The sequence below is a fragment of the Paenibacillus sp. FSL F4-0097 genome (genome assembly GCF_038593125.1).
GTDB lineage: Bacteria > Bacillota > Bacilli > Paenibacillales > Paenibacillaceae > Paenibacillus_AQ > Paenibacillus_AQ odorifer.
Map to the genome: position 1 here is coordinate 5,708,204 of NZ_CP151965.1, position 26,664 is coordinate 5,734,867.

Annotated in this window: 28 protein-coding genes; 9 read left to right on the forward strand and 19 right to left on the reverse strand. The window is 45.9% G+C overall.

The features are described from left to right. Nucleotides 1-53 precede the first annotated feature (53 nt). The 7 genes from MHH86_RS25680 to MHH86_RS25710 all read right to left on the reverse strand — a co-directional run bounded on the left by MHH86_RS25680 (nucleotide 54) and on the right by MHH86_RS25710 (nucleotide 4,028). Complete coding sequence (locus MHH86_RS25680; RefSeq protein ID WP_342479529.1) at nucleotides 54-806, reverse strand: hypothetical protein; 753 nt, start codon at nucleotides 804-806, stop codon at nucleotides 54-56. A gap of 34 nt (nucleotides 807-840) precedes the next feature. Continuing rightward, nucleotides 841-1,068, reverse strand: a complete 228-nt coding sequence (locus tag MHH86_RS25685; protein ID WP_342479530.1) for a sporulation protein Cse60 — start codon at nucleotides 1,066-1,068, stop codon at nucleotides 841-843. Between the two features lie 112 nt (nucleotides 1,069-1,180). Continuing rightward, on the reverse strand, nucleotides 1,181-1,519 hold the full coding sequence (locus MHH86_RS25690) for a hypothetical protein (protein ID WP_342479531.1): 339 nt from the start codon (nucleotides 1,517-1,519) through the stop codon (nucleotides 1,181-1,183). Nucleotides 1,520-1,609: 90 nt separating this feature from the next. Further along, the gene (locus MHH86_RS25695; protein ID WP_342479532.1) at nucleotides 1,610-1,876 is read right to left on the reverse strand and encodes a hypothetical protein; all 267 of its coding nucleotides are present in this window, start codon (nucleotides 1,874-1,876) and stop codon (nucleotides 1,610-1,612) included. A 49-nt stretch (nucleotides 1,877-1,925) separates the two neighbouring features. Then, on the reverse strand, nucleotides 1,926-2,327 hold the full coding sequence (locus MHH86_RS25700) for a hypothetical protein (protein ID WP_342479533.1): 402 nt from the start codon (nucleotides 2,325-2,327) through the stop codon (nucleotides 1,926-1,928). Between the two features lie 79 nt (nucleotides 2,328-2,406). Beyond that, the gene (locus MHH86_RS25705; protein WP_342479534.1) at nucleotides 2,407-2,631 is read right to left on the reverse strand and encodes a hypothetical protein; all 225 of its coding nucleotides are present in this window, start codon (nucleotides 2,629-2,631) and stop codon (nucleotides 2,407-2,409) included. A gap of 263 nt (nucleotides 2,632-2,894) precedes the next feature. Further along, nucleotides 2,895-4,028, reverse strand: a complete 1,134-nt coding sequence (locus MHH86_RS25710) for a site-specific integrase (protein ID WP_342479535.1) — start codon at nucleotides 4,026-4,028, stop codon at nucleotides 2,895-2,897. Nucleotides 4,029-4,371: 343 nt separating this feature from the next. Between MHH86_RS25710 and MHH86_RS25715 the strand changes: the two genes are divergently transcribed. From MHH86_RS25715 to nagA, 8 genes are all read left to right on the forward strand, one after another. Continuing rightward, entirely contained in the window at nucleotides 4,372-4,539 is a 168-nt protein-coding gene (locus tag MHH86_RS25715) for a hypothetical protein (protein WP_169744806.1), read from the forward strand. 795 nt (nucleotides 4,540-5,334) lie between these two features. Beyond that, complete coding sequence (gene efeO, locus MHH86_RS25720; RefSeq protein WP_038573125.1) at nucleotides 5,335-6,222, forward strand: iron uptake system protein EfeO; 888 nt, start codon at nucleotides 5,335-5,337, stop codon at nucleotides 6,220-6,222. Nucleotides 6,223-6,227: 5 nt separating this feature from the next. Then, entirely contained in the window at nucleotides 6,228-7,565 is a 1,338-nt protein-coding gene (efeB, locus tag MHH86_RS25725; protein ID WP_076316874.1) for an iron uptake transporter deferrochelatase/peroxidase subunit, read from the forward strand. Nucleotides 7,566-7,803: 238 nt separating this feature from the next. Continuing rightward, nucleotides 7,804-9,408 (forward strand): FTR1 family protein, encoded by a 1,605-nt coding sequence (locus MHH86_RS25730; RefSeq protein ID WP_256717375.1) that lies wholly within the window; start codon nucleotides 7,804-7,806, stop codon nucleotides 9,406-9,408. 197 nt (nucleotides 9,409-9,605) lie between these two features. Beyond that, the gene (locus MHH86_RS25735; protein WP_076316876.1) at nucleotides 9,606-10,586 is read left to right on the forward strand and encodes a LacI family DNA-binding transcriptional regulator; all 981 of its coding nucleotides are present in this window, start codon (nucleotides 9,606-9,608) and stop codon (nucleotides 10,584-10,586) included. A 231-nt stretch (nucleotides 10,587-10,817) separates the two neighbouring features. Beyond that, nucleotides 10,818-11,696, forward strand: coding sequence for a MurR/RpiR family transcriptional regulator (locus MHH86_RS25740; protein ID WP_036679688.1), 879 nt, complete (start codon nucleotides 10,818-10,820; stop codon nucleotides 11,694-11,696). Then, nucleotides 11,696-12,424: a glucosamine-6-phosphate deaminase gene (gene nagB / locus MHH86_RS25745; protein ID WP_036679689.1), complete on the forward strand. Its 729-nt coding sequence runs from the start codon at nucleotides 11,696-11,698 to the stop codon at nucleotides 12,422-12,424. Before MHH86_RS25740 ends, nagB begins: the two co-directional genes overlap by 1 nt. Continuing rightward, nucleotides 12,412-13,599, forward strand: a complete 1,188-nt coding sequence (gene nagA / locus MHH86_RS25750; protein ID WP_036679691.1) for an N-acetylglucosamine-6-phosphate deacetylase — start codon at nucleotides 12,412-12,414, stop codon at nucleotides 13,597-13,599. Before nagB ends, nagA begins: the two co-directional genes overlap by 13 nt. 78 nt (nucleotides 13,600-13,677) lie before the next feature. On the opposite strand, the gene MHH86_RS25755 is transcribed toward nagA, so the two are convergent. Then, on the reverse strand, nucleotides 13,678-14,715 hold the full coding sequence (locus MHH86_RS25755) for a YhcN/YlaJ family sporulation lipoprotein (protein ID WP_076146398.1): 1,038 nt from the start codon (nucleotides 14,713-14,715) through the stop codon (nucleotides 13,678-13,680). Nucleotides 14,716-14,916: 201 nt separating this feature from the next. On the opposite strand from MHH86_RS25755, the gene MHH86_RS25760 reads away from it, so the two are divergent. Next, nucleotides 14,917-15,984: a glycosyltransferase family 4 protein gene (locus MHH86_RS25760; protein WP_036679693.1), complete on the forward strand. Its 1,068-nt coding sequence runs from the start codon at nucleotides 14,917-14,919 to the stop codon at nucleotides 15,982-15,984. Between the two features lie 76 nt (nucleotides 15,985-16,060). On the opposite strand, the gene MHH86_RS25765 is transcribed toward MHH86_RS25760, so the two are convergent. The 11 genes from MHH86_RS25765 to MHH86_RS25815 all read right to left on the reverse strand — a co-directional run bounded on the left by MHH86_RS25765 (nucleotide 16,061) and on the right by MHH86_RS25815 (nucleotide 26,653). Beyond that, complete coding sequence (locus MHH86_RS25765) at nucleotides 16,061-17,098, reverse strand: glycosyltransferase family 4 protein (protein WP_076146400.1); 1,038 nt, start codon at nucleotides 17,096-17,098, stop codon at nucleotides 16,061-16,063. After that, nucleotides 17,095-17,817: a glycosyltransferase gene (locus MHH86_RS25770; RefSeq protein WP_036679696.1), complete on the reverse strand. Its 723-nt coding sequence runs from the start codon at nucleotides 17,815-17,817 to the stop codon at nucleotides 17,095-17,097. Before MHH86_RS25770 ends, MHH86_RS25765 begins: the two co-directional genes overlap by 4 nt. Nucleotides 17,818-17,851: 34 nt before the next feature. Continuing rightward, nucleotides 17,852-18,427, reverse strand: coding sequence for a class I SAM-dependent methyltransferase (locus MHH86_RS25775; RefSeq protein WP_036679697.1), 576 nt, complete (start codon nucleotides 18,425-18,427; stop codon nucleotides 17,852-17,854). Nucleotides 18,428-18,432: 5 nt separating this feature from the next. After that, entirely contained in the window at nucleotides 18,433-19,149 is a 717-nt protein-coding gene (locus MHH86_RS25780) for a glycosyltransferase (protein ID WP_036679699.1), read from the reverse strand. Beyond that, entirely contained in the window at nucleotides 19,146-20,117 is a 972-nt protein-coding gene (locus MHH86_RS25785) for an NAD-dependent epimerase/dehydratase family protein (RefSeq protein ID WP_076146404.1), read from the reverse strand. The genes MHH86_RS25780 and MHH86_RS25785 overlap by 4 nt, the downstream gene beginning before the upstream one ends. Further along, nucleotides 20,114-20,953, reverse strand: coding sequence for an SDR family oxidoreductase (locus tag MHH86_RS25790; protein ID WP_076146406.1), 840 nt, complete (start codon nucleotides 20,951-20,953; stop codon nucleotides 20,114-20,116). Before MHH86_RS25790 ends, MHH86_RS25785 begins: the two co-directional genes overlap by 4 nt. Further along, the gene (locus tag MHH86_RS25795) at nucleotides 20,950-21,936 is read right to left on the reverse strand and encodes a polysaccharide biosynthesis protein (protein WP_036679704.1); all 987 of its coding nucleotides are present in this window, start codon (nucleotides 21,934-21,936) and stop codon (nucleotides 20,950-20,952) included. Before MHH86_RS25795 ends, MHH86_RS25790 begins: the two co-directional genes overlap by 4 nt. Further along, nucleotides 21,926-23,020, reverse strand: coding sequence for a UDP-N-acetylglucosamine 2-epimerase (non-hydrolyzing) (wecB, locus tag MHH86_RS25800; protein ID WP_076103696.1), 1,095 nt, complete (start codon nucleotides 23,018-23,020; stop codon nucleotides 21,926-21,928). Before wecB ends, MHH86_RS25795 begins: the two co-directional genes overlap by 11 nt. A gap of 651 nt (nucleotides 23,021-23,671) precedes the next feature. Beyond that, the gene (locus tag MHH86_RS25805; protein ID WP_342479536.1) at nucleotides 23,672-25,144 is read right to left on the reverse strand and encodes a glycosyltransferase; all 1,473 of its coding nucleotides are present in this window, start codon (nucleotides 25,142-25,144) and stop codon (nucleotides 23,672-23,674) included. A gap of 169 nt (nucleotides 25,145-25,313) precedes the next feature. After that, nucleotides 25,314-25,484, reverse strand: a complete 171-nt coding sequence (locus MHH86_RS25810) for a hypothetical protein (protein ID WP_155288192.1) — start codon at nucleotides 25,482-25,484, stop codon at nucleotides 25,314-25,316. Nucleotides 25,485-25,537: 53 nt separating this feature from the next. Further along, nucleotides 25,538-26,653, reverse strand: coding sequence for a glycosyltransferase (locus MHH86_RS25815; RefSeq protein ID WP_036679773.1), 1,116 nt, complete (start codon nucleotides 26,651-26,653; stop codon nucleotides 25,538-25,540). Nucleotides 26,654-26,664 lie beyond the last annotated feature (11 nt).

Below are 26,664 nucleotides of genomic sequence, written 5' to 3' on the forward strand. Positions count from 1 at the left end.
TCGTTATGAAAAAGAGGTTGTTAGATTTTCGTCCAGACTTATTGTTATTTGAACTACTTTGTGATGATATTAAAACCAGTGTGTCGATTCCTGTAATTAGAGAAGAAGTCATATAGAATTAAGGAGAGGACATTCATCACTTTGGCAGTAATCAGGCTTAAGTGAGTAAGCAATTCCTTTTCATTCAAACCAAACTCCCTACCTAATTGAAATAACCAATTGATTTGAACTTCTTCCGCAAAATAAAAATCATGTTCTGCTGGGGTATCTCCTATTTTGTACCCAGAAAAAAACTTTTCATCAGACAATGATTTCAAAACCTTTTTTGTTGACTCGAAGTCTCTCTCTTTAAGCTGTTTTATCCAATTTCCTTTGTTGTAATGGAATGTATTGTTTCTGACATGACTAAGGACTTGTCTATAAAAAGAACCATGGAGTTCGCCTTCAATCAACTCTACTAATTCCTTATATCTGTTCTCAAATTGCTCGATATTGTTAAATAGTCTCCAAATCTCAGGATAGTCCGATTGCGCTTTTTTCAAAAGGGCGAGGGATTCGTTAACATGTGCAGCAGACATTTTTGCATAGTACAATATACCGTCACTAGAGTTGCAGTCAATTAGATGAACTATTTGTTTGTTTACAAAGAATAAATCCTGTCTTGCAGCACCAATGGAGAGAATCCATAAATGGTACTCTTCGTTTTCATTGAACATATCCTCAATCTTAAATTTTTTTTCAAACACTTTTTCTCCTCCCAGCATCACTTTTCGACACCAAACAAGATTTCCTTTGTTTGTAATCATTTAAAAAAAGCACCTGCTAGGGTGCCTTTCTCTATTAATATGCACTTTCTCGTTGGGCAGTTTTCCTTGGGCCTGATTCTTCAACCTGATAAACAACTATAGCAGTAAAGAGCTTCAAAGCTTCATCATCAAGCGTAACTGCAACGACTGAATGCTTAATATCTTCTACTTTACTACCCTCAATCTCCAATAAAAATTCATTCACTTCATCTTCAAGAGACATCATGCTAGTATTCTCGAAAAGTTTTATTTTCTTGTTCATATTAAAACACCTCCTTCGATGTCATATTTCGACGCAAAGGAAGTATTTACCTTCTATTATTTACCTATTTAACTTAATTCGCCGTCACATCATGAGCTTTTTTGGGTTTAGATTATGGGTTCAAAGTCCTTACATGAGCCTTATCAAATTCCCTAATAAACTCTTTATCAGCATCAGTTCTGTTAGGAAATTCAGTTGGTTCTCCATTTAAAAAAATCATTTCTCCTTTAAATGGCTCCGGCTTTGCTATCGACATATGCGGACCGAATTTCTGCATAAACTCCCATATTTGAAATCTGGTGTACCCTTCAGAATCTACCTTCGATACATATGGTCCGATATCTTTAGCCCCTCGTTCGAGATAATGCAGGTTCCACTCTTCATGTCGGCTCCTCAGTATCTGCTCACCGAAATCAGTAAGCTGTACTTTGACGCTCTGATTGAAGTTCATTCGAAAGTCCATAATAACCACCCTTTCTGGACATAGAAAAAGCCACCCGGGTTATGGATGGCTTTATGTAGTCTATATTAATTTGTTGGTTTACCAAAAGAATGCCGATGCTGCGTTTGAATCTTCAAGAGCTTCTACTACAACATTTAGAAAAGGCTTTGAATCAAATACATCCAGTTGACTACCAACTACTTTCACCAACTTTGATTTTCTCGAGCCATCGCCAGTTTCAACTGATATCTTGATACTATCCGTTGCAAAAAGCGCAGTTACTTCGGATTGATCTAAATCTCTCTCAGACCCAAGACCCGTCACGGTCTCTCCGTTTTCATTCTTTAAAATAAAGATCACTCTCATATATCTCACCTCCCACAACCATAATTCGGCATATGGAAGATAAATCCTGCTATGGTTTGACAAGGAGTGTAGTCAAAGTCTTCCACAAGAACCCTACTAAATCTTCACCTTCAGCGGATTCAATAATCTCATCAGTGATGAGCAGCCAACCTTTACCCCATGCTCTTAACTCAAATGATTCTCCGTAATAGCCTATCATATCAATAATGGCTGTCGTTGAGATGAGTGGTAAACAGTTGTCATAATAATCAATTACCTTACCACCGTCATAAACCACGTTTAAGTTATTATCTCTTTCTTCTGCTTCGATTACGTAAGCCTTGTCTGGTTGGTCTTTTATAAAAAAATATTCTCCAGCAGAAAAGTCGTAGAATTCAAATAACTTATCAAGGATTGCTGAATCTGTAGCTTGGACCTCTGCAATGGAAACTCTCTCACGTGGTAATCTCAAGTAAATCCCTCCTAGGCGTAATAAGTGTCTATTCGACGGAGAGGAATCATTACCTTCTATTACCAGATCATTCGCTTATTCATTTGATAAGCTGATGTAATGCCTCTTCATTTATTAAAGCTTTCACATTGCTTTCGCCTATCACTAGCTCCGGTCCTCTGCGCTGTGCGATGGTTATCAATACATTGAGTACGTCTACCATTCTGTTGTCGGTATCATTTGCGTAATTCTTTGCCCTTTCCTCAACAAGGCTATAACTATCGCTAAAGATTTCCTGTGCCTTATTTATTATTTCGAGGTCCATCTCCCCAACCTCCCATATCATTTTTAAATCAATGATACTACATATATTATAGGAAGCAAAAAGAACAGCTACCCCGCAAATGATACCCTTGCGACTCTCTGTAGGATTTACGCTCTTAGCTACCTACCGCCGTCAAACAGGTACTGCTTTGTGTCGGGTGCTGCTCTTTCTTGATTTCCTATGCTACTAATATAACACGTCTAAAACCTAATGCTCATTCCTAATCCTTTGTTTTTCCTTCTATTATTCTTTACTCTCTGCTACTACTTTATGGTGGTTAAAATATCTCTTTGGAGTTGATCTAAGCTTTCAGCTGCGTCTGATTGCATGTTAGGCATCAAATGCCCATATGTGTCCAGTGTTAACGACACCGAGGTATGTCCTAATCTTTCAGATATAACTTTGATGTGTACCTTCTGCTGGATCAAGAATGCCACATGAGTGTGTCTGAGATCATAAAATGCAATATGAGGTGCTTCGTATTTCTTCAATTGACGTTCCCACATACGTTGAATACTTCTCATTGTTGATGGACCACCGAAAGACGTACAAACCACTAAATCGTTCATTTGGTATTCTGAACCTAGTGATAAACGTTCCTGTAAAATCAGTGATCGGTGTTCCTTCAAAGCTGTAATTGTCTCTGTAGACAACGCTATTGACCTAACACTTGACTTGGTTTTTGCCCCCTCTTTAATCCGCCGTCTTTTGGTTACGGTCTGCTTTATGGATAGGTTGTTATTTTTGAAATCAATATCTGACCAACGTAATCCTAATATCTCTCCAGGTCTCATACCAGTCATTATGGCAAGATATGTTGCAATCCAGTATCGGCTCGTCCCTTTGGTCTTCTCTAAAAAATCAAAAGCAAATTCAGGAGTCCAAATTGGGCGTATTCTTTTATTCACCTTAGGCTTATCAACAACACTACAAGGGTTATACTCAATAAGCTTCTTCTTAACGGCATCATTCAAACATGTATTAACATTAGAGAACGTCCGCTTAACTGACCACTCTCCAAGTCCTTTTTCTTCTATCATGAATGTAATGAAATCCTCTATATGTTGTGCATTTAATTTAGATAAAGGAATATCACCGAGTGAAGGTTTAATGTAGAGTCGTATATTGTTCTCATACATCTCCCTTGTTTCTTCAGATATTTTTCTTTTATTTTTACACCATTCTGAAATGAATTCTCCAAACGGAGTCTTTTGAGGATTAAAGTAAGTTCCATTCTTTAGCCTAGACTTATGCTCAACCTCAGCTGCCTCAGCTTCCTTCTTTGTCTTAAATCCACGTTGCTTCTCCCGATCTCGTTTGCCATTCGTTATAGTTCCCGTATAGAACGAATAATACCAAGGATTCTTTTTAACGTTCTTATCTTTATATACTCCCATGGGTAGCCTCCGATCATTAAAAAACATCATTAACACCAAATTAGCACCAAATCATGAAAAAAGCAAATTATTATCTTAAAAAACCCTTATATATCAACGTTCTTATCATTAGGCAGTACACCCTTCAATGGTGTCACCCCTCCTTGCCCTGGGTTTGTTTGGTATAACAAGGTAAAGGGATACAGTCAAAACATATTATGTATTGTTGATGTTAATGGTGCTGTAACAATTATAAAATGGGCTTAGTTCATTCAAATGCAAAAGCCTGAAATTTTCATGAATAAGAACATCTTTTTTCAGGGCAAACTACGGTTTGTTGTTCCTTATTAAAGGAGGTGTATGTATGAGCCATTCAAAAAACAATCAACCCACCAAAGCAGAAGTACAAACAACGAAATTAAACAAATTACCACTCGTAGGTAAATTCGAACCTGAATTTTCTGCAGAGGAAGCTGCAGAAGTGTTCGAAAACCAACCCTCTGCCGATCATGAATCCCATAATGAACGATAAAAAGCAGATGACCTTTGATCTTATTCTTAAGCAGATCAAACCTTCAAAGAATGGGACTGTCGCATTAACAGCTTAATTAACTATAAATGAGACGGTTCGCTTCATTTAAACATCGTAAACAATATAGAGCAGCGATTCGCCATTAATGGGAATCGCTGCTTTATGTTGTGGACCGTCGGCTGCCCGCTCCAATAGTGTATTCATCAGCCCCTACTGAGGCTTTCGGACCCAGATGGCGTTATTTGCAAATTTATCGCCTTTTGAGCGAAGTTTCGGACTCCAGTGACGCTATTCCTTAGAAACAGGCCCATATTCGGTACTTTTCAAGTCAATAGTGACTATGCGGTCCGATAGCGACTCAAATATCGAATAATGCTGCATTTAGTGTCATCTGAGTCCTTTAGTTACTGCGTATGCCCAAAGATCAACTTGTCGGTTACTGCTGACTACGCATAAAGGTTCGCTGGGGCCTTTACTGCTGCGTACGCGCAAAGGTTCGCTGGGGCTAGAGCTGAGTTCGTTGTTGCTGAATATGCGAAGAGAATAGTTGGGCCGATTACATAGTACTGTGTACGTTCGCTTGTTCGCTGGGGCGGTTACTATTCTGCTTTTTCAATTGTAATCGGATACATTACCACAAACCATACTCCCAACCCTGGGAGTTTTTTGTCGGGCAATTATTACAATGAGATACATCACATTTTTATATTGACAGTAATTGTATACGGACTTATGATAAGTCCAGCATAATTGATAACGATTATCATTTAGATATAAAAAAGGGGTGTTTTTTTAATGAAATTTACTTATGCGGTGCCTGCAGGTCTGCTTGCAGCCTCCATACTATTTACCGGATGTACCAATAACAACAATTCTACAAATACTGCTGCTAACAGCACTACAGCCACCACTGCACCGGAGACTGCTACGGCTACCACTGCACCGGAGACTGCCACCGCTGACTTTACGTCAGCTATAGATTCATATCGTACATACGTCATCCAGCAATGTGATGAATTTGTGAAGCAAACAGAGAGTTTCACCAACGCTGTAAAAGAGGACAAGATTGATGAGGCTAAGGCGCTCTACGCTCCTGCCCGCATGTATTATGAACGGATTGAGCCTATTGCAGAAGCACTTGGCGATTTGGACCCAAATATCGATGCCCGGGAAAATGATGTAGATGCGGCAGAGTGGCGCGGTTTCCACAAGCTTGAGAAAGCACTCTGGCAGGACAATACAACTAAAGATATGACAGAAGTTGCTGACCAATTGTTGAAGGATGCACAGCTGTTACGTGCGAAAGTTGAGACCGTTGAGATCGACGCGAATCTGCTCGTAACTGGTGCTGTTGAGCTTTTAAATGAAGTCTCCTCCTCCAAAGTAACCGGAGAGGAAGAACGTTACTCGCACACAGACCTGTATGATTTCGTCGCAAACGTTGAGGGCGCGCAAAAGATATACGAGCTGTTAAAACCAGAACTAGCTAAAAAGGATGCCGATCTTGAAAAAACCATTGGTGAACGATTCGCTGCCTTGCAAGCTGAGCTTGCCCCTTTCAAATCCGGAGATGGATATGTTTCCTATGAAGAGCTGAAAGAAGATGAAGTACGTAAACTGAGTCAGAATTTGGACGCCTTGGCTGAGCCATTGTCCAACATGGGAACTATTCTAGGAGTGTGACCCTCATGAATAAACATAACAAGTTCACTGGAGTACCAGGTAATCCTGAAAGTCCCCCTCTTAATGATCAATCGAAGAATGAGCCTATATTTGGTAAAAAATTAAGCCGCCGCGATATGCTGCGGCTTACTGGCGCCACTGGCCTTGGTCTTTTGTTAGGGGGCGGAGGTGTCGGTGGAATTATAGCTGCGCGTAATGCTGTAGCTGAGCCAACGAAAGCCGCAGAAGGTGATTCCAGTTCCATTCCTTTTTATGGGAGCCATCAGGCGGGGATTTTGACACCTGCACAAAACTTTATTTATTTTGCTGCCTTTGATTTCACCACAACCAAACTGGCCGATGTGAAAAAACTAATGCAAGCATGGACCACTGCCGCTGCCGCTCTTACTACTGGCGAGCTTATTGGTGACGTAAATGACAATCCCAATCTTCCGCCCTCAGACACCGGGGAAGCGGACGGGCTAAACCCTGCACGGTGTACGCTGACCTTTGGTGTTGGCCCTTCCTTTTTTGATGAAAGATTCGGCTTAGCTTCGAAACACCCAGCCCTATTGGCCGATCTTCCGGCATTTGCGGGTGACAATCTTGATCCGAAATGGTGTGGCGGGGATATTTGTGTGCAAGCCTGTGCCGATGATCTGCAGGTCGCATTCCATGCGATCCGCAATCTGGCTCGTATCGCCCGGGGGACTGCTGTACTACGCTGGACACAGGAAGGTTTCCAACGTACTGGAGCAGCGGATCCCAAGGGGGCTACGCCACGCAATCTTTTGGGTTTCAAAGACGGCACGGGCAATCCCGATACAACTGATAACTCTGAAATGAACAAAGTGGTCTGGAACAGCAGCAGTGACGGTCCTTCTTGGATGAGCGGCGGCACTTATATGGCAGTACGCCGGGTGCGTCTGCGTATTGAAGTCTGGGATCGGTCTTCGCTAAGTGATCAGGAGGCTACCTTCGGGCGTTATCGTCACACCGGAGCTCCACTCGGAGCTAAGGATGAATTCGATGAGTTGGATCTTTCAGCGGCGGACGCTTCCGGGAAACCTGTCATTCCGGCGAATTCACACTCCGCATTGGCGCATGGTGACGGTACAGTCAAAATGCTGCGCCGCTCCTACTCTTTTTCCAGCGGTTTGGACGTCACCACGGGACAGCTTGATGCAGGTTTGTTATTCATAAGCTTTCAACGTGATTTAATGAAACAATTCGTTGCCATTCAGCAGCGCCTCTCTAAGACTGATCTCCTGAACGAATATATGACTCACACCGGCAGCGCGGTATTTGCCTGCTTCCCGGGTATCCGCAGTGGCGGCTTTATCGGGGAAACACTACTAAGCTAAATTTATGGCTGTCCATTATTGAAGGGGGATTATCCCGATGTTATCTCTTACGCATCCTAAACGGCAATTGCCAAAGGTTGCCTTGCTGATTCTTTTTGGCTTTTTGTGTATGCTTTTGCTCTCCAGCCCCGCGGGGGCGGAGGGCGATGGCACGGTCGACGAGCTCCTGCCGCCGATCGGCAGCGCGCTCGTCGAAGCCGGCCAGAGCCGCTGGGACGCGGCCGCGGCCGATGTAGAAGTGTTCGCTGCGCTGTGGCGCACCGCGAACACAGGCACGCCGGACCCGGCACTCGCCGGTCCGGCTGCTGCCGTTGACGCCGCGCTTGCAGACGCGGCGAAAGCCCTTGCAGCGGGCGGCGGCGAGCCCGCCAAAACCGCACTGTCCACGCTCGCGAGAAGCGTGGACGCGTACGTCACCGCCGCCTCCGGCACGGTCGGCGGTGATACTGGAGCCGCCGGACGCGAGACGGCGGCGAAGCTTTTGCCCGCGGCGGAACGCACGCGGGATGCGGCGCACAGCGCCGACTGGAGCGCGGCAGCGGCAGCGTACCGCGACATCGTCAGCGGATGGAAGCCGGCGGAGCGCAACATCCGGGCGGACGATTCCGCCGTCTACAGCCTGCTGGAGACGCGAATAAGCCTGCTGCGGATTGCGCTGCAGGCTGAACCGCTCCGTGAGGCGTCGGCGAAATCGGAAGCAGAAGCACTATATCAGCTGCTGGCTGATTACAGTGAAGGCAAAACCATTGACGCTGGGGACACTTCCAGTGAACCAGCTTCTATAGAGGGATTAATCAACTACCTGAACAAAGCATCCTCCGCTGCCAAAGACAATAACAGCACAGAGGCCGCTAACATCATGGAGCAATTCATCGTAGCCTGGCCTTCTGCCGAGGGGCAAGTCCAGATCGCCTCACCAACAGTCTACAACAATATCGAAAATGAGAGTGCGGCTGTCACAGGTTACCTGCTCTCAAATCCACCTAAACTGGATCAAGCTTTAACCATCATGGACAATATGCTTAGTGAACTAACGCCTTTGGCTGGTGAGACCACTTATAATGCTTGGGATGCCGCTTTGATTCTGTTGCGCGAAGGACTTGAAGCTATTCTCGTCTTGTCAGCTCCTCTTGCTTACCTGAAACGTGATGGCAACGCCAAAGCGCAAAAATGGATCTGGTCCGGTGCAGCTGTCGGCCTCACCGCAAGTATCGGATTGGCTGTTGTGCTCACTTATACCATTTCTCGGGCAGCTTCCGGGGGAGCGCGGGAGATGATTGAAGGGATTACTGGTCTTGTCGCGGTAGTTATGATGCTCACCATCGGACGCTGGTTGCATAGCAAATCAAACACTGCGAACTGGAACAACTACGTGGGTAGGCAAGTTGATGGCGCGCTGGCCAAAGGAAACCTTTGGTCACTGTCCTCCGTTGCAGCGCTTGCGATTTTACGTGAAGGTGCAGAGACTACTATTTTTTATGTGGGCATGGCTCCATCCATCAAGCTGTCTCAATTACTGCTTGGGATTGGATGTGCTCTGATTATTCTTGGTATTGTAGGCTATGCAATGATTGCCTTGAGTGCAAAATTGCCGATTGCCGCCTTCTTCCGTACAGCTACAATTCTTATTTATTACCTAGTATTCCGCTTTCTTGGGGAGAGCATTCACTCGCTTCAGGTCGCTGGCAGACTTCCTGCGCATGTACAAGAGGGCTTGCCTTCAATTAACTGGCTTGGCATGTATCCAACTTGGGAAACCTTGCTTCCACAGCTGCTTGTCCTGCTGTTTATTGTGTGGGAGCTGCTTCGGAACAGATCGCCAAAGGCTTCACGAACAGCTTAGTTTTATTAATACAATAGATCTACCGGTCCGTCACGCCCTTGTGGTTACGCCGGTTTAGTCCGGTAATCTCTTGCATTTACAGTCTAATTTATGAAATGGATTCCATAGCAAGCTTTTTATTTGGGAGGTTATTTGCGGACAATATGATAAAATAAAATGACTATACACAAGCACCAAAGGGAGGCTGTTGTACTCTAATGGCTAATATTAAAGAAATTGCCCGTATGGCTGGTGTTTCCGTGACAACAGTCTCGCGGGTGCTCAATAATCACCCTTATGTAAGTGAAGTCAAACGAACCGCAGTTCTAACTACAATTGAAAAATTAAAATACACGCGTAATATGAACGCTGTGCATCTGATCACTGGGCGGACTCAAGCTATAGCTGTTATTATTCCGTATACCAACTTATTTTATTTCTCAGTCATTATAGCAGGCTTGGCTCAAGAAGCACTGCTGGCTCAATACCGGCTCGTTCTGTGCCAAACCGATTATCGTACTGAAGAAGAAATTAAGGTGCTTGAGATGCTGCGCAATAAAGAAATTGACGGTGTGGTTATGGTCTCTTCAACAATGAGCTCAGAAGCTATTGAAGAATATACAGCTTATGGCCCTATTGTGGTATGTCAGGATAGAGGAGAACGCCAATTTTCTTCTGTATATATTGAGCATTATTCTGCTTTTCGCAGCGGCCTTCAATATTTGAATGATAAAGGTTACAGCCATATTGGCTACTGTGAAGGAAGACCACACGGCAGCAGCAGCTCTATCCGACAAATTGCCTTTAGAGACTTTCTGGCGGCTACAGATCATCCTTACATTGATGAATGGATGATCTATAACTGTGTGACCGAAGAGGACGGTGCCCGCGTACTACACCAACTGCTGCAGATGAAAAATCGTCCTGATGCCCTGATTATTTCAGCAGGTGATCATATAGCGGCCGGTTTAATCATCGAAGCTTGGAAAAAGGGTATCCGCATTCCTGAGGATCTGGCCGTCATCGGATTTGATGATCAGCCTATCGGCCGAACGTTAGGTCTGACCACTGTAGATAATCAGTTAACTGAAATGGGCATATCCGCTTTTCGGATTATCTATGATCAGATCCAGCGAAATGATGGACAACCCGTTCACCGCAAGCTTGAGTACCGTATTATAGAACGCAATACCGTATAGTATCCCTTTTATCTTATATCTCCGTCGTAATTACATCATTTAACGGTCCACTTTGCAGCCTTCTGCGAGTAGGCCGTTTTTTATTTTTGCATATTCCCCTCTAGTATTCATTTTTATCCCTTGCTTCCGAATGGAATTTGTTTTATCCTAAGTATGAAAATAATTTTCTACATTTAGTTAATAATTATAAAAATAATTTCAATACCCCATTGAAACGAGGTGGATGAATGGATGTCCCCAATACTGCATGCACTCGAGCATGAGAAGGCCAAGCTCTCTCAAATGGAACGAAAGCTGGCTGAACGAATTCTCTCCTCACCAGGCGAAATCGTTCATATGGGCATTACAGAATTAGCAGAACAATGCGGAATAAGCCCGGCAACGATCACACGTTTCTGTAAGGTGCTTCATTTTAAAGGCTTCCCCGACTTCAAGGTGAAGCTGGCAGCAGAAATTGCTCATAGTGATGCCGCGCCGCAGGATGGTGGCTCTTCTTATCAAGATATTGTAGCAGGCAACCCACTCTCCGTGATTGTGGAAGCGATGCAGACGAACCATCTGACCTCCATCAGGGACACTACTTCCCTGTTAGATCTGGAGCGACTGCAGGCAGCAGTTAATTTATTGTGCCAAGCACGCCGCGTTGATCTATACGGGATGGCGACCTCTTCCATTGTTGCTCAGGATTTCTATCAGAAGCTGATCCGCATAGGCGTAAATTGCACTGCTTTTGCTGATTCCCATATGCAGATTACCTCTGCTTCATCACTCTCCGAAGGTGATGTCGTGTTCGCAGTATCCTATTCGGGAGAGACTCCCGAGACCATTGATGCCTTGATGTGTGCGAAGGCTAGCGGAGCAAGCACTATCGCACTAACCTCTTATGGCAGCAGCACCTTGGCTACTCTGGCGGATATCCCCCTATTCTCCTCATCTTTGGAGAAAGGTATGCGCCGGGGAGACATGGCCTCACGCATAGCTCAGCTTCACATCATTGATATTTTGTTCACTGGAATGGTCAGCACCCGTTTTGGGGATTTTATTCCTAGACTGGAGCAATCTTATCTCAATGTCCAACAATACCGAAACAAACGAGGAGGACAATCCTAATGAATATTCTAAAGTTCCATAGTGATGAAGATTTCGTACAAACGGGTGCGAATCTTATCGCCAGCCTACTGCAAAGCAATCCTAAAGCCGTGCTCGGTCTTGCGACCGGAAGCTCCCCAGTTGGTGTTTATGCCAAATTGGTTGAAATGCACCAAAAAGGACTTGTGAGTTTCTCTAAAGCAACTTCCTTTAATCTGGATGAGTATATCGGCTTGCCTGTCGACCATCCACAGAGCTATCGCAGTTTCATGAACGAGCAATTATTTAACCATATAGATATTGATCCAGGACAGACACATATCCCTAACGGAAACGCAGCGGATATGGAAGCAGAATGCCTTGCATACGATAAAATGCTGGAAGAAAACGGACCCGTTGACTTGCAGATTCTCGGTATTGGCAGCAACGGCCACATTGGATTCAACGAACCCGATGCTAACCTCAGCAGCAAAACCCATGTCGTTGACCTGCTTGATGATACCCGGGAAGCGAATGCCAGATTCTTCGACAGTTTGGACGAGGTACCTCGGCAAGCGATCACAATGGGCATTGGAGGCATCCTAAAAGCACGCCAAATTCTCTTATTAGTTCGTGGTGCCGGCAAAGCTGAAGCCATCCGCAATGCTGTTGAAGGCCCGATTACAACCCAATGCCCTGCATCCTTGCTGCAGAGCCATCCAAATGTAATCGTTCTCGTAGATGAAGGAGCAGGCAAATGGCTGAAATAAATAAAGAACTAGAACAGTTGCTGTTCGGTAAGGTACTGACTCCCCAAGGTTTAATTGAGCATGGTGTGATTGCCGTATCTGGAGAGCAGATCCACTATGCTGGCGATGCGGCTTGGCTCCCAGAGCGTTACGCTCATTGGCCTGCCAGTGGTCAAGCAACGGATCTTCTGATCCCCGGATTTGTAGATGTACATGTTCATGGTGGAGCTGGCCACGACTTTATGTACAGTGATACTGAATCGCTGAATGCCATCACTAAGTTCCATAGTTCCCAAGGAACAACAACAATGCTGGCTACAACCATGACCGCTTCCAAGTCTGCTATTGACCAAGTATTCTCCGAAGTCAGCGCTTATCGTGCTGCTGAAATGCCTTACACACAAATTGCAGGCATGCATCTGGAAGGACCCTTCATCAGCCCGAAATGGTCCGGCGCACAAAATCCAGAGCATATTGTTCCTGCCAATATTGAGTGGCTAGCACAATGGGAGAACGATTATCCAGGAATGATCCGGCAAGTCACGCTTGCTCCGGAACGTGAAGGTGCCCTCGAAGCTATTCTCTGGCTGCGCAAGCACGGTATAACTGCAGCGCTCGGGCATACGGATGCTTCCTTTGAAGAGGTTATTGCCGCAGCAGATGCTGGACTTAACCAAGCTGTGCATATGTTCAATGCGATGACACCCCTACATCACCGTAAACCTGGAGCGGCTGGAGCTATTTTGTTCGATAAACGCATTCGCGCAGAGATTATAGCCGACGGGATTCATGTTCATCCCGCAGCCATTTCTATATTGACCCGTCTCAAGAAAGAGAACAATTTATTACTGATTACTGATGCCATGTCTGCAACTGGACTTAGTGATGGTGAATATACAATTGGTGATTTACCTGTACTCGTTCAAGATGGCATCGCCACCCTTAAAGATAATCCTGCTGCTCTAGCTGGAAGCACACTAACGATGATTCGCGGCTTCCGTTATCTGATCCAAGAGGTAGGACTCAGCTTGGAAGAAGCCTCCCGTGCTGCAAGCCTTACGCCAGCGGCGTCCATTGGAATGGAGCGTAGCATTGGTTCCTTGGAGGCTGGAAAACGCGGCGATATCCTGCGCCTTGATGCTGAATTTAATATTTGCGGCGTATGGATCGGCGGACGTCCAATCACCACTTCATAAAATTAGCTCCAAACAAAAAAGCAACAATTCTCTCCAGATGGTGAGATTGTTGCTTTTTTATTTAGATCACAATAATCATTAATGATTACGTGTTGGGAAAATTCGTTCAACCATGGTACGGAATTCATCCACAAATCCTTTTATCGGATGACCAGCACGAGCCTCTTCAGCATAAACATTAGCGCGTTCCACGAAGTCAGGATTTGCTGATACGTATACATCCTTAATTCTCGCATCATGTTTTTTAACTTCTGCAGCAATTTTATCTTTAATTGCTTTGGTAACTGTTTCTGTTTCTCTTGTATTTATGGTGTTATTTGTGTTATTTGAGTTATTCGTGCTATTGGTGTTGTACATATGCGTCGAATTACTTCTGTAATTCGTGTCATGGGTACTAGGAGTGGTACTGCGCATGCCCATGCCCATTCCAGTTCCCATACCTTTTCCCATCCCCATATCTACATCATGTTTCGAGCCATCGCTGTTCAGCAGAGGACCATTATTATAAGTATGGTTTCTTGTCGTACCTGTTCCCATAGTACCTGTACCTGTACCCAACATACCCGCTCCCAAATTACCCATACCATTGATTCCATTTCTGGTTGCCGGTCCAGTACTTGTTGTACCAGGAACTGTATTTACAGTACCTCTTAAGGCTCCGTTCATACCATTTGTTACGGCTCCAGTATCATTCATTCCATCACGGCCAATTTTCACTCTTCCTGTACCAGACATTACGCCAGTCGGTCCATAATTGTGAGGAGTGGTTGAAGATTTTGCCCGATACGATGGAGTCCCTTTGGCACGCAAGCCAGCAGTTGCATCATTTAAAGTTACTGCTACATACGCGCTTTTACCTGCAAGCATTACATTCGCTGAACGGACTTCAGGCATAGCAGCAATCCGGTCTGCAAGCTCCTGACTAACTTCCATCTTAGTGATGTTATGCGTGCCACCGCGTACGGAATTTACACCAATACGCCCATCATCTACTCCCCGGACACTATTGGTTTGCACATTAGATTTTTCTGCCGTATTGGTTCCACACCCTGTAATACTCACCAAGCCGAGAAGCAATGCAGCTGAGACTGACATACTGATCTTGGATCGCAACATGAATTCATCCTCCATCTCTAATGTTGTATGTGTGCAGTGTACGATCGTTAGGATGACCTTCTGAAGAACAAGCTATCCTGAAAGGATTTGGAACTATGCCACTTTGACCGTCACCCGCGAGTGCAGATCGGCGTATCTTATAAACAGTAAGCCATATCTCAACAAGTCGGTATTGCTCCGCAAAAGTCAGGAGGCTTGTGCATGAAAGTTCTATTTACGTTTTATGTACCGAGTGGCGGGGTGGAGACATTAAATAAGCTGCGATGTGAAAGTCTCCAGCGAAGTGGGATCGAATGCCATGTTTTATATCTAATGCCGGGTTCAGGCCAGAATACGACCAATTTTCCGGTATTTGTCTCATCTTCAGATGAAGAAATTAAAAATTTGCTGGATACCCATAATTACGATGCTATTATTGTTACATCAGATTATTTATTACTGAAACGTCTGCGTGAACTCGGTTACCGCGGTATTATGATATACGAATCTCAAGGCCTTGGAAAACGCAGTCATGCGGAAACTCTGATCAGAGATGCTGTCCCTTATTTACGTTCTTATTGTAATGCGGTACTAATCCCGCCAACCGATCATTTGTTGGAGCTGTTTATTGAAATCTGTCCCTGGCTGCATCGTTATGTAATTCCGAATATTGTTGATGTCCAGTCCTTTCAGCATATCCCTGCTGAACCTCCGGCTAATCCGGTTATCGCTTGGGTAGGCCGGCTAGAGAGCAATAAAAATTGGCGGGAATACTTGAGAATCGCCCATGAAATTCGCCTTTATAAACCAGATCTTCATTTGTGGATGTTCCATGATCCTAATTTAGCCGCAGAGGATCAAAAACAATCCTTTCAGGAGGAGCTACACGCCTTAGGGCTGAATGATCGTCTAAGTACTTTTACCAATATTCCTAATCATGTAATGCCGATTTATTATTCCTCGATAGCCAATTCTGGTGGATTCCTGTTAGCCACCTCCATTACAGAAGGATTTGGATATGCTGTTGCCGAAGCGATTTGCTGCACTTGTCCAGTACTTAGTACAGATTCCGATGGTGTCAGATCCTTTATTGTTCATAATGTCACGGGTAAATTTTACCCGCTTGGCAATATTCCAACTGCCGTCAACGAAGGACTGGAGCTTATGAACAATATTCCTCTGCGAGAGGGTCTCCGTCAGCAAGGAAGAGGATATATGGTCTCACGCTTCGGAACCGAGAAGTATGCGCAGTCTTTTCGTGAAATGATGAATTCATATGCCATCTTCTAACCGAAATCAAGCAAAAAAACCTTCAAGCCACTTCTCAAGTGGTACTGAAGGTTTTTTATATTTTAAGGACATATTACTAAGAGTTCCTCGCTACGATCTCAAACAGTGCATTCTGAAACAATTGTGTGCTTTTTTCCCAAGTGAAATGCTGTGAATCCTGCTCCCCCTTACGAGCCAGCCGCTGGCGTAAATCCGGGTCTTTAATTAAGGTTATGATATCATCCGCGAGCCGATTCTCAAACCGGTAGGACATTAAGCAGTTGTGGCCATGCCTGCCATATTCCATATTCCCACCGGAGTAAACAGTAACGAGTGCTGCTCCACAACGCATAGCCTCGATGCCTGGTAGCGATCCCGTATCATACGTACTTGAGCTTACAAAAATATCACTCTCACTATAATGGTAACAAAGTTCAGTATCATTTGCAGGAGTCCTTATATGATATCGTTCATCCATTAATAAAGTTTGCAGTGTAGTCGACTCAGCAAATTCACCAGGAGGAATAATCAAATAAAGTTCAACTTCTGGATGAAGTCTTCTGACCCGATTTAACTGTTCAAGTAAATAATCTTGTTCACGATGACCTGAGAATCCTCCCTCCGGCTTTCGCATAACCGCGGAAACTACAAGCTTATTTTCAGGTTCACGAATGTTCAGGTTTCTAAAAACAGGATTCACACCAATGGGCACGATTGTCCCCTTAATGCCATGATTCATCTGGACGATTTCTTGCTGCCAGCGGGAAAGTACGAGCAGATTGCTGGTTAAACTATAAGATGCAAAAGAACGGCTATTGTCAGGTAAAAAAGTGGGCTCGTAGCAAAGTGCTAAGCGAATATGAATCCCTTTCCCCTCATTACTTGCCTGCTGCGATACCTCGACTGTGGTATAAAAGTTGGAGACAATCACGTCCCCCACTGGAAAATCGTTGGCCGACAAATCATCATCTGCCGCATAACGCAATTCACAATTTATCTCGTATTCAACGACACCATCGCTGGGCAAGAGGATCGTAATTTCATGACCGATCTCTGACAGACGATTAGCCAGTTCTGCCAGCATCCGTTGTGCTCCGCCCCTAGATAGAGTTAGAACAGGAAATATTAATTTCATTCCCCTCTCTCCTTTAGCAGCAGATGCGATAGAACCCCGTGATGTTTTGCTTGTACCAGTTCTATCTCTCTTTTCTGCGCCTCACTATGAATCACTGAGCCCATCTCTTGATGCACTCGATAATCAAGCTGCGGATGCTCAATATAAGACCAGCTAAAATGCGGTAAAATACGCAGCCATAAATCATAATCTTGAGTATATAACAACATTTCATCGAACGTTCCTACAGCACGAAATATATCCATATGAAGAAGAACTGTACTCCCATTCACCGGACAACCCAACATCATAGTCTCAATAAAATGGGCCCTGCTGCTAAAAAGCATACTTACCGTATCTGAGATCCGTTCTCCCTGCTCATTTATATAATAATAGGCTGTATAGTTAAATAAAGTGCCCGTACTTTTGAGCTTTTCTATTTGGTTTTTGATTTTATCCGGGTGAAATTGATCATCTGCACTGAGCCAGGCAAAATACGTTCCGGTAGCCACTTCTATCCCTTTATTCAAAGCAGAGGCCGTCCCGCCATTATCCTTTTGTATATAAATGATCCTGTCACGGAAGGGAGTCAACTTCTCCAGCCATAGGGTAGAACCGTCGTCGACTACAATGAGTTCTATATTCGGATAGCTTTGATTCAAGACACTTTGGATGGCGAGATCCACATACGAACAGTTATAAAATGGGATGATCACCGATACTTTAGGTTCTTCACTCATACGCGCTCACCTCCTTCACCCGGAGCTCAACTTTTTATACTGTTTTACAAGCAAGCAAGGCATCTACTGGTGCATGGTCTTCACCGAACGCTTCTCGAAACGATGGGTTTTGGGCATGATGGAAGCCTTTCAGTACCGTTACCTCATACCCCAGTGCAATAAAATCCTCCGGCTCCCATCCGCTCCGGTGCTTTTGATAATGCTCCCCCTGCAAATGATAATGATCCATACCCTCCTGTGGAAAAAAGCCCCGAGGGGTAAATACAACTACTCGGTTATTGGCGATTCTTTCGGCCATCCCGAGCAGTGTCTTCGCTTCATTTTTATTAAAGTGCTCTATTGAATCAATAAAGGTAACCGCTGAAAATGTTTTGGGGAGGAACAATTTATCCATATGACTGGCATCTGCATGTACCGGAATAATATGAGGTGACTTATATTGACGATGCAGCAGGTACGGCCTGTGAATTTCTAATCCAAGCACTACTGCGGCTTCATATCGTTCAAGCAGGGTACCGGTGCCGCTGCCGATATCCAGAATACTCTCGCAGAATTTCAACTGTTCCAGTAAGACTGGCAGAAAGTCATTCACTTCAATTTCCCGGTACATTACCTTCAGCCCCCCATAGAAGAAATCAAGTGCTGCAGCGAATTCTTGTAGCGGGCATTGGTCGCAGCTGCCTCTGCCATAATTACATCAAAATATTTGATCGTTCCCATGCCATCATGAGTCCGGTAAGCTGTAAGTGATTGATTCAACATCACAGGTGGATATCCGTTCAGAATGGCGCGGAACCATAAGTCATAATCATGTGTGTAAGGAAGTGATTCATCAAAAAGCCCTATGGCTCCAAACACCTCTCGTTTAAACATCACCGTACAGCCATTAATAGGATTACCGTGTAAAAAACAACGTAAGTAATCCAGGTGACTAGGAAACAATGGCGCAGCATTCAGCTGAACCAGCTGCGATTGAGCGTTAATATAATTAAAGTTGGTATAGGAGATTAACAAGTGGTTCTGCTCCATGAACAGAACCTGATTGTTGATCTTATCCCGATAAAATAAATCGTCTGAACTAAGCCAGACCACATAGTCCCCTGTTGCATTCAAAATGCCGTGATTCAGTGCGGAGGCGGTTCCCCCGTTGCCTTTGCCCAAATAATGAATTCGGGAGAGATACGGTGTAATTAGATTGCTATGAGCGTGCGAGCCGTCATCGACAATAATGATCTCGTAAGGTTCCCAAGACTGGGAGAGCGCACTTTGCAGGGCGTGTTCAATATAAGGACAATTATAAAAAGGAATCACTACCGAAACCTTCGGTCTCATAACAACCTCCCCTCCCCGTTAACTCGGTAATAATTCAAAATATCCATTAACGATTGGCTAAGCCCAATCTCCGGGCGCCAGCCCAGTGAAGACACATCAGCCTCAGGGGTTGATGCTTCTGAATGAACCTTCTTATCCGCTGTGGCTGCGATCTCTGAAATAGCCCGTTCAGCATCTGCAGGTCCCCAGTCCATTGGCACTGGTCCTACAGAATGACTGAGCATCTGCTCCGCGATCTCCCCGAGTTCCCGCTGCTTCCCCGAATCGATGCGATAGATGGTTCCATTTGTACCTTTACGCAAAATGTAGTCATAAGCTCTAACGGCATCTCTAACATCTAAAAAATCACGCAGCGCATAACGAGAAGAGAGCTTAAATGGAGGTATTTCCTCATCTGGCTGGACTTCACTTCGAACAATGTGCTGTGCTAATAAAGAGCAGAAGCCGGTGGAAGGACCGGGACCAATCAGATTACACGGCTCAGCCAGCAGAACCGGCTGTTTAAATAAGGTGCCCCATGCGAGGGACACCAGCTCTTCTATTGTTTTGCTAAGGCTATACGGGTGTGGTGGCCCAGCCACCACACCCGGTTTGAACTTAAGTCTGGAGCCTGCCACTAGAATCCGACTGCTCGGCAAGCTTCGCATTGCCTCTAGTAAATATAAGGTGGCCATCACATTTGTCTCCATATAAAGCAAGGGATTAAGCCATGACTCGGGTACGGAGTTCTTCCCAGCCAAATGAAGGACAGCGTCCGGCGCAGTTTGCTTGATCATCTCAGCTACTGCTTTCCGGTCACTTAAATCACAAACATATATCTTTACTCCTTCTGGAAAAAGAGTGGAGGCAGCTGTCGATTGCGGCCGCAATACAGCGATAACCTCAGCCCCTCCTGCCGAAAATAATCGAACCGCATGTTGCCCGGTGAATCCACCGGCTCCGGTAATCAGAAGTCTTTGCCCTGTCATAAATACATCTCTGACTGTTTCATCCAGTCAGCCAGTTCCTGCAGCATTAAAGGATATGAAGGCAGCGGCAAGAGGACATCCGCTCTTGTATTCACTAGTGTACGATCCTGAATATGTTCATCCTCAGGGATGATCTCCACATTTTCTTTATGAAAAGCCGCCTGAATATGCTGAAGCAGCTCATATTTACTTACTGGCTCTGGATGCGCTAAATGGATCAGCCCCGATACGGTGGAATCCAGCATTACATCCACTGCTTTGGCTAATTGGAGCGTTGTGACCCCGTTCCACATCACCCGCCGGTATCCTGAAACTTTACCACTCTGCGCCAGGAACCAATCCATCAGACCAATACCGCCTGAGCGGATTTCGGGGCCAATAATGGAAGTGCGAATCGTAAGATGCCCGGGTTTTTGCACCTCACCGAGGCTTTTCGAAATTGCATATACAGAGGTTCCATCAGGAGCATCCTCTTCGGTGTACCCTCCGCGTGTTCCTTCGAACACGCAGTCGGTACTGATATGGATGAGCCTTGCCTGAACATCCTCCGCCTTTCGCCACAAGTGATGAGGGAGAAAGCCATTCACGTGGTAAGCCCCAATTTTGTCACGCTCCGCGAATTGATTGAGAACCCCCATTGCATTGATAATGCAATGAGGGGAAACGATATCGACCAGCTTCTCAACTCCGGCTATATCGTTCGCATCTACATACAGCCCGCCAAGATCGCTCTTATCCCGGGTTGTATGGAAGACGTGATGCTTGCCCTGGCGGCGAAAATAATCCGCCAGCATATGCCCCGCCATACCGTTTCCACCTAGGATAAGCAGCTTCATTGCAGGAACCCTCCCCGGATCAAGATGCTTTTGATCTCTTCCCGATCCATCAGATTCGTCTCTGAACTGAAGCTATTGAAAGAGACATGAGGATAAGCGCTATAATGTGCCTTTAATTCCGGCATGTTCAGCGTAGGGAGAATTACTAGATACTGTTCATCGTAGACAACGGTAGTTAAGCTTTCGAAATCGCTCATCAGAATCTCGTGGATTTTCTCCCCCGGACGAATCCCGGTCTCGACAATACTCACATTGGACTCTCCGGAAGCTTCAATCAGCACCTCAGCAAGATCGATAATTCGGCAGGTAGGCATAGTCATGACGAAGATTTCTCCACCCAAGCTAACCTCAGAAGCTTTAAATAATAATGTAATAGCATCGCGTAGGGTAAAAAAGAAGCGGGTCATTTTCATATCCGTAATGCGTACCTGACCCTTATCCTTAATCTGCTTCATGAACAAATGCACGACGCTGCCGTTCGTTCCGAGCACATTACCTCCGCGTACAGTAACGAACCGGGTGTTTGAGCCAATCAGATTGGCATAAACGAACAATTTTTCCCCGATCGCTTTGGTCATTCCATAGAAGTTGGATGGGTTCGCAGCCTTATCGGTAGAGATGTAAATTGCTTTTTCAACGCCATTTACAATGGCAGCTTCGATCACATTTTGAGTTCCCACTACATTGGTTTTGAGTGCTTCATAAGGCTGATCTTCACAGACTGGAACATGTTTGAGCGCCGCCAGATGAAAGATGTAATCAACGCCACGGCAGGCTGCAATCAGCGCATCCTTGTCACGGATATCGCCAATGATAAAGCTGAGACGTTGATCTTCAAACTCCCGGCTCATCGCCACTTGAGCGGATTCACTGCGGGAGAATACGATGATTTCCTTAGGATTTTGTGGCAGAAGTTGCCTAATCAGTTCATGCCCCCAGGAACCAGTTCCGCCTGTGACCACAATCCTTTTATTATTGAACATGCAGGTTCCCTCCAAGCAAGAATTTAACTACCTTGACCGAAACATCCGGAGTCATGTATCCTTCCGGTGCCTCCCAATCCCGATTGAGCGCCGTCATCAGCTTGACGCTGCGAAGAATACTTTTCTGATCTACACCTGAGACTACATTGCTGCCACAATCCACTGTTTCTGGACGTTCCGTCGTTCTGCGAATCGTAACTGTTGGCACTTTCATCAAGCAGCATTCCTCCTGTACAGTCCCGCTGTCGGTGATGGCACATAAGGCGTGCTGTTCCAAATAGACAAAATCAAAAAATCCGAAAGGTTCATGAAATTCAACTAGTGGGTTCATTGGAAGGGAAAATTGCTCGGTAAGTTTGGAGCGAGTGCGAGGATGAATGCTGCATATTAAACGAATTCCAAAATGCTCAGCCACTGCGTTAAGACCCGACATAATTTGTACAAGGGACTCTGGATCGTCTACATTCTCAGCACGGTGGGCCGTGACTAGAAAATACTGTCCTGAGGTAAGCTTCAGCTGCTCCAGAATGTCGCTAGTCTGGATTTTGTGCTCAAAATGGGTCATGACCTCATGGATCGGATTTCCTGTTAACACGATACGCCTGCTGGGGAAACCTTCGCTGATTAGATGTCTTTTGCTCTGCTGCGTATAAGGCATATTAATGGTCGAAACGGCGTCGATGACACGGCGGTTTTTCTCTTCTGGTACTTGGAGGTCATAGCAACGGTTGCCCGCTTCCATATGCACCACCGGAATTCCCATACGTTCAGCCAAAATCGCGCATAACGCGCTGTTCGTATCGCCCAGAAGCAAGACACGATCTGGCTGTTCTTTTAGTAAAATGCTTTCTAACCCTCCGAACATGGCGGCAAGCTGACCGCCTAGTCCTGCTTGTTTATCCTGCAGCACATAATCCGGTGCCCGCAGTCCCAGCTCAGCAAAGAAAATGCCGCTGAGACTGGCGGTGAAGTTCTGGCCTGTATGCACCAGGATGTGCCGCTCAGCATGTTCGTCGAGAAGCGGAATGATTACACTGAGGCGAATGATTTCAGGCCTCGTGCCTAAAATCGTCATGATCTTCATGAGTTCACTCCCCTGCCTGTTTAATTATGGTCTGACTTGGCTCAGTCAGCGGACTGTGCTCTGGTTGCTGGATTGAGCTCTTTAAACGGGATTTTTACCGTTCATTGCGCTCAAGTTGCTGGATTGAGCTCTTTAAACGGGATTTATACCGTTCATTTGGCTCAGGTTGCTGGATTGAGCTCTTTTTGCGGGATTTATACCGCTCATTGCGTTCAGATTGCTGGATTGAGCTCATTTAGCGGGATTTATACCGTTCATTTGGCTCAGATTGCTGGATTGAGCTCATTTTGCGGGATTTATACCGCTCATTGCGTTCAGATTGCTGGATTGAGCTCATTTTGCGGGATTTATACCGTTCATTTGGCTCAGATTGCTGGATTGAGCTCATTTAGCGGGAAATGTACCGTTCATTTGGCTCAGGTTGCTGGATTGAGCTCTTTAAACGGGATTTTTACCGTTCATTGCGCTCAAGTTGCTGGATTGAGCTCATTTTGCGGGACTTATACCGTTCATTGCGCTCTGGTTGCTGGATTGAGCTCTTTTAGCGGGAAATGTACCGTTCATTTGGCTCAAGTTGCTGGATTGAGCTCAATGAAGAGCATTTTTATCTCTCTTTGTACTCAGCTTGCCACTTCGCTGCAATCGAGGCATTTACGCCGCGCGCCGCCGTCCACCGCGGCGGGCCCGGCGGCGCTTGCCCCCGGCGGTGCTGCGCCGCCGGGCAGAACCTTTACGCCGCTTGCGAGCAACGCGGCGCAAAACCAACGGGCGCCCGCTTCGCCGGCGCGCCCGGGCTTTGCCGCGCCGCTTGCGGGCGACGCGGCTCGGCAGGCCCTTGCTTCGCGGCGGCAAAGCCGGCGACGCTGCGGGTAAGTCAGGCTGGACAGCGGGTGGTTCCACCACCACCACTCTGTCAGCCTCGCGCACCGCGGGTGCGCTGCAATAGCGGAGGTTCCACATCTCCGCAAGACCCTGCAGGCGGCTCCGATAAGCCGCCGGACCATAGACGGCGTCGACGCGCTCCCGCGCTTGACTGCCTATAGTTAACGCCATTCCTGGCTGCGCCAGCATGACGTTGACTCTTTCTGCCAGCGCGGAAATGTCCGATGCTGGCACGAGATTTTCGCCGCAGCCCGCTGCGTGCAGAATTTCTCGTAAGCCCCCAGAGTCGTAAGCGACCACGGGTTTTCCAAAAGCCATTCCTTCCAGAGCAGTCATGCCGAAGCCTTCGCGGATCAGACTAGGAACCACTAGCACATCCATGGCGCAATAAGCGGATGGAAGGCATTCAGCATAACCAACAAATTTAAACCGGGTGTACAGTCCCTCAAGCTTCACCTTGCGGACACAACGCTCATAGTAGCTTTTATCACCAGCAGACCCAATGACAACAAATTTCGAGCTTGGATGAACCGCGTGCACAAGCACAGCTATTTTCACAAAATGTTCTAGCCCTTTTTCCTTGTTGATAAAAGAAGAAATATAACCGACCAGCTGTTCATGCGGTTTAACCCGCAATTCCCGCCGCCGTTCGCTCCGAAGCTTGCTCCAAGCCTCAATCATCATCTCTTTATCATTCCAAGAGGGAGGCAGCTGGATCACTTTTTCCGCTCTCACGTCCTCTGGAAAGCAAGCTGCAGCTGTTTGTGAAATAGCTAATATCTCATCACTATTCCGATGAATCAGCCCTACACTAATAGGTGTATATTCATTGTCTGTTATCGTCTCTGATATTTTCCATATCACCGGAATGCCCAGTGACTTTGCAGCCATTGCTGGCAGAGCATGCACACAGGTACTTGTAATAACAAACGCCGGGCGCAGGGAATTCAGCCAGTCTGTTAACTCGTGATACTCCCTGCTTTCCTGGAATTTCTGAGCATCTGCCTCCAACCCTGCATAAGGAGTGTACATTCCATATAAAAGAGGAATCGAAAGCAACTGTACACTTATTCCACAGCTTCGAGCCTGAGAAGTCAGCTTGCCGTCCTGAGGTGCAACGAGAATACAATTAAAGTACGGAGAAAGCTCCTGAGCGAAAAACAACAATAGCTTCTCCGCTCCCGTAATACTGCGTGTATTGGATACATGTGAAAAGAGGACGATTGTAGCTTTGTCAGCCATGGCGTTTCGGCGCTCCCTAACGAGGGGCCTGGAGCAGCCATTCACCTCCTTAAAAAATTTACAAACTTTCGCTAAATTCTATCCTTCGCAGTAAAACTCTCTTAGAAGATAGTCGCTCCTGTGACTCGCAACATCGCTTCCGCTTAGCTCTAGAATCTCGTCAGTCAATTCACTTCGCTCCCGAGCTTCGCCCCTTCGCTTCCACTCTGCTCTCGAATCTAGCCAGTCGCTTCCGCTCCGCTATACAAGCCCGCTCCAGACGTTGCTTCTTTTCATCAGGCCACAGGCATAAGCTGAGGTTCGGTTCTACAGTATATCGAGGAAAAACAGATGCCGGCACGACACCTGTCCCCTGGTAAGCGCACATTTCCATTCCATTTTCGGGCATATGACCTAGCCGTAAATTACTGTTAACAGCTGGTGTATACGTTTAGTGTAAGTGTGATCCTTAAGCGTCCGTTCAAAAGCGCGCAGGGCTATCGCACGACGTTCTTCCTCATGAGTCAGGTAATAACGGATTTTATCCATCATTTCTTGAGGGCTTGCAAAAGTCTCAATTTCTTCACCAGGTTTGTAAAAGGATCCCATATCATCTCTGGCATCCACTAATTGCAGCGTACCCGTTGCCGCGATTTCAAAAGTACGCGGATTAGGAGATACCGCCGGAATCGAAAGCGTATTGTTGTTCACTACTTCATCAATGTGCGAGCGGTGGAGGTTGATGACGATTTTGGATCCGCTGTAAGCTACCGCGGTTTCTTGTGGTGACATCCATTTGCCAATCTCAATTCGATCTCCATAAAGCGCTGCTTCAGGCAGACGATCCCACCAGATGCCGTTAATCACCGTGTTATAGTTCATCAAATCCGGAAGAATCTCACGGAAGAAATTAACCCGGTTCCAATAGGCAGAGCCAATAAAACTAACTTCGCGATTCAATGGTGAACGTGTTGTAGTTGGACGGTAATGCTCGCGGTGAGCGGCAAAAGGAAGATAATGAACTTCAGGGCAGCCAAGTCCCTTATAAAAATCAATACAATTACGCTCAAGCGTGAACACAAAATCGTAATGCGCCACAATTTTAACTGTAAAATCAGTGTAATAAGGATCATCTGTAAGCCAAATGGCTGTCTTAATCCCGCTAGCCCGAAGAACGGAGATCTGCTCAAGCGGTAAATCCATACCGTCCAGCACAAGTACCAGATCCGGTCTTTGCGCGGCGGCTAACTCCACTAAGTTTTGGCGTACATCCGTTATCGTGACTTGTGCGGTTAATTTTTGCAGCGCGTAGAGGACTGCATCGTCTAATGGAGAGTAGGGATATCCTTTACCAGAAGCCACATACATTACATGAATATTCCGTACGGGAAATACTTCTTCTGGCCGACCATCCAAAATCGCAAGCCGCCCCCGTAAATATCCCTCATCATATCCGCCCTTAAAACCACTCAGACGACCACGAAGCTTTTCTTCCTCTGGAGGTGTCAGAGGTAGCGGTGGTGCAGGCATAATAAATTCAT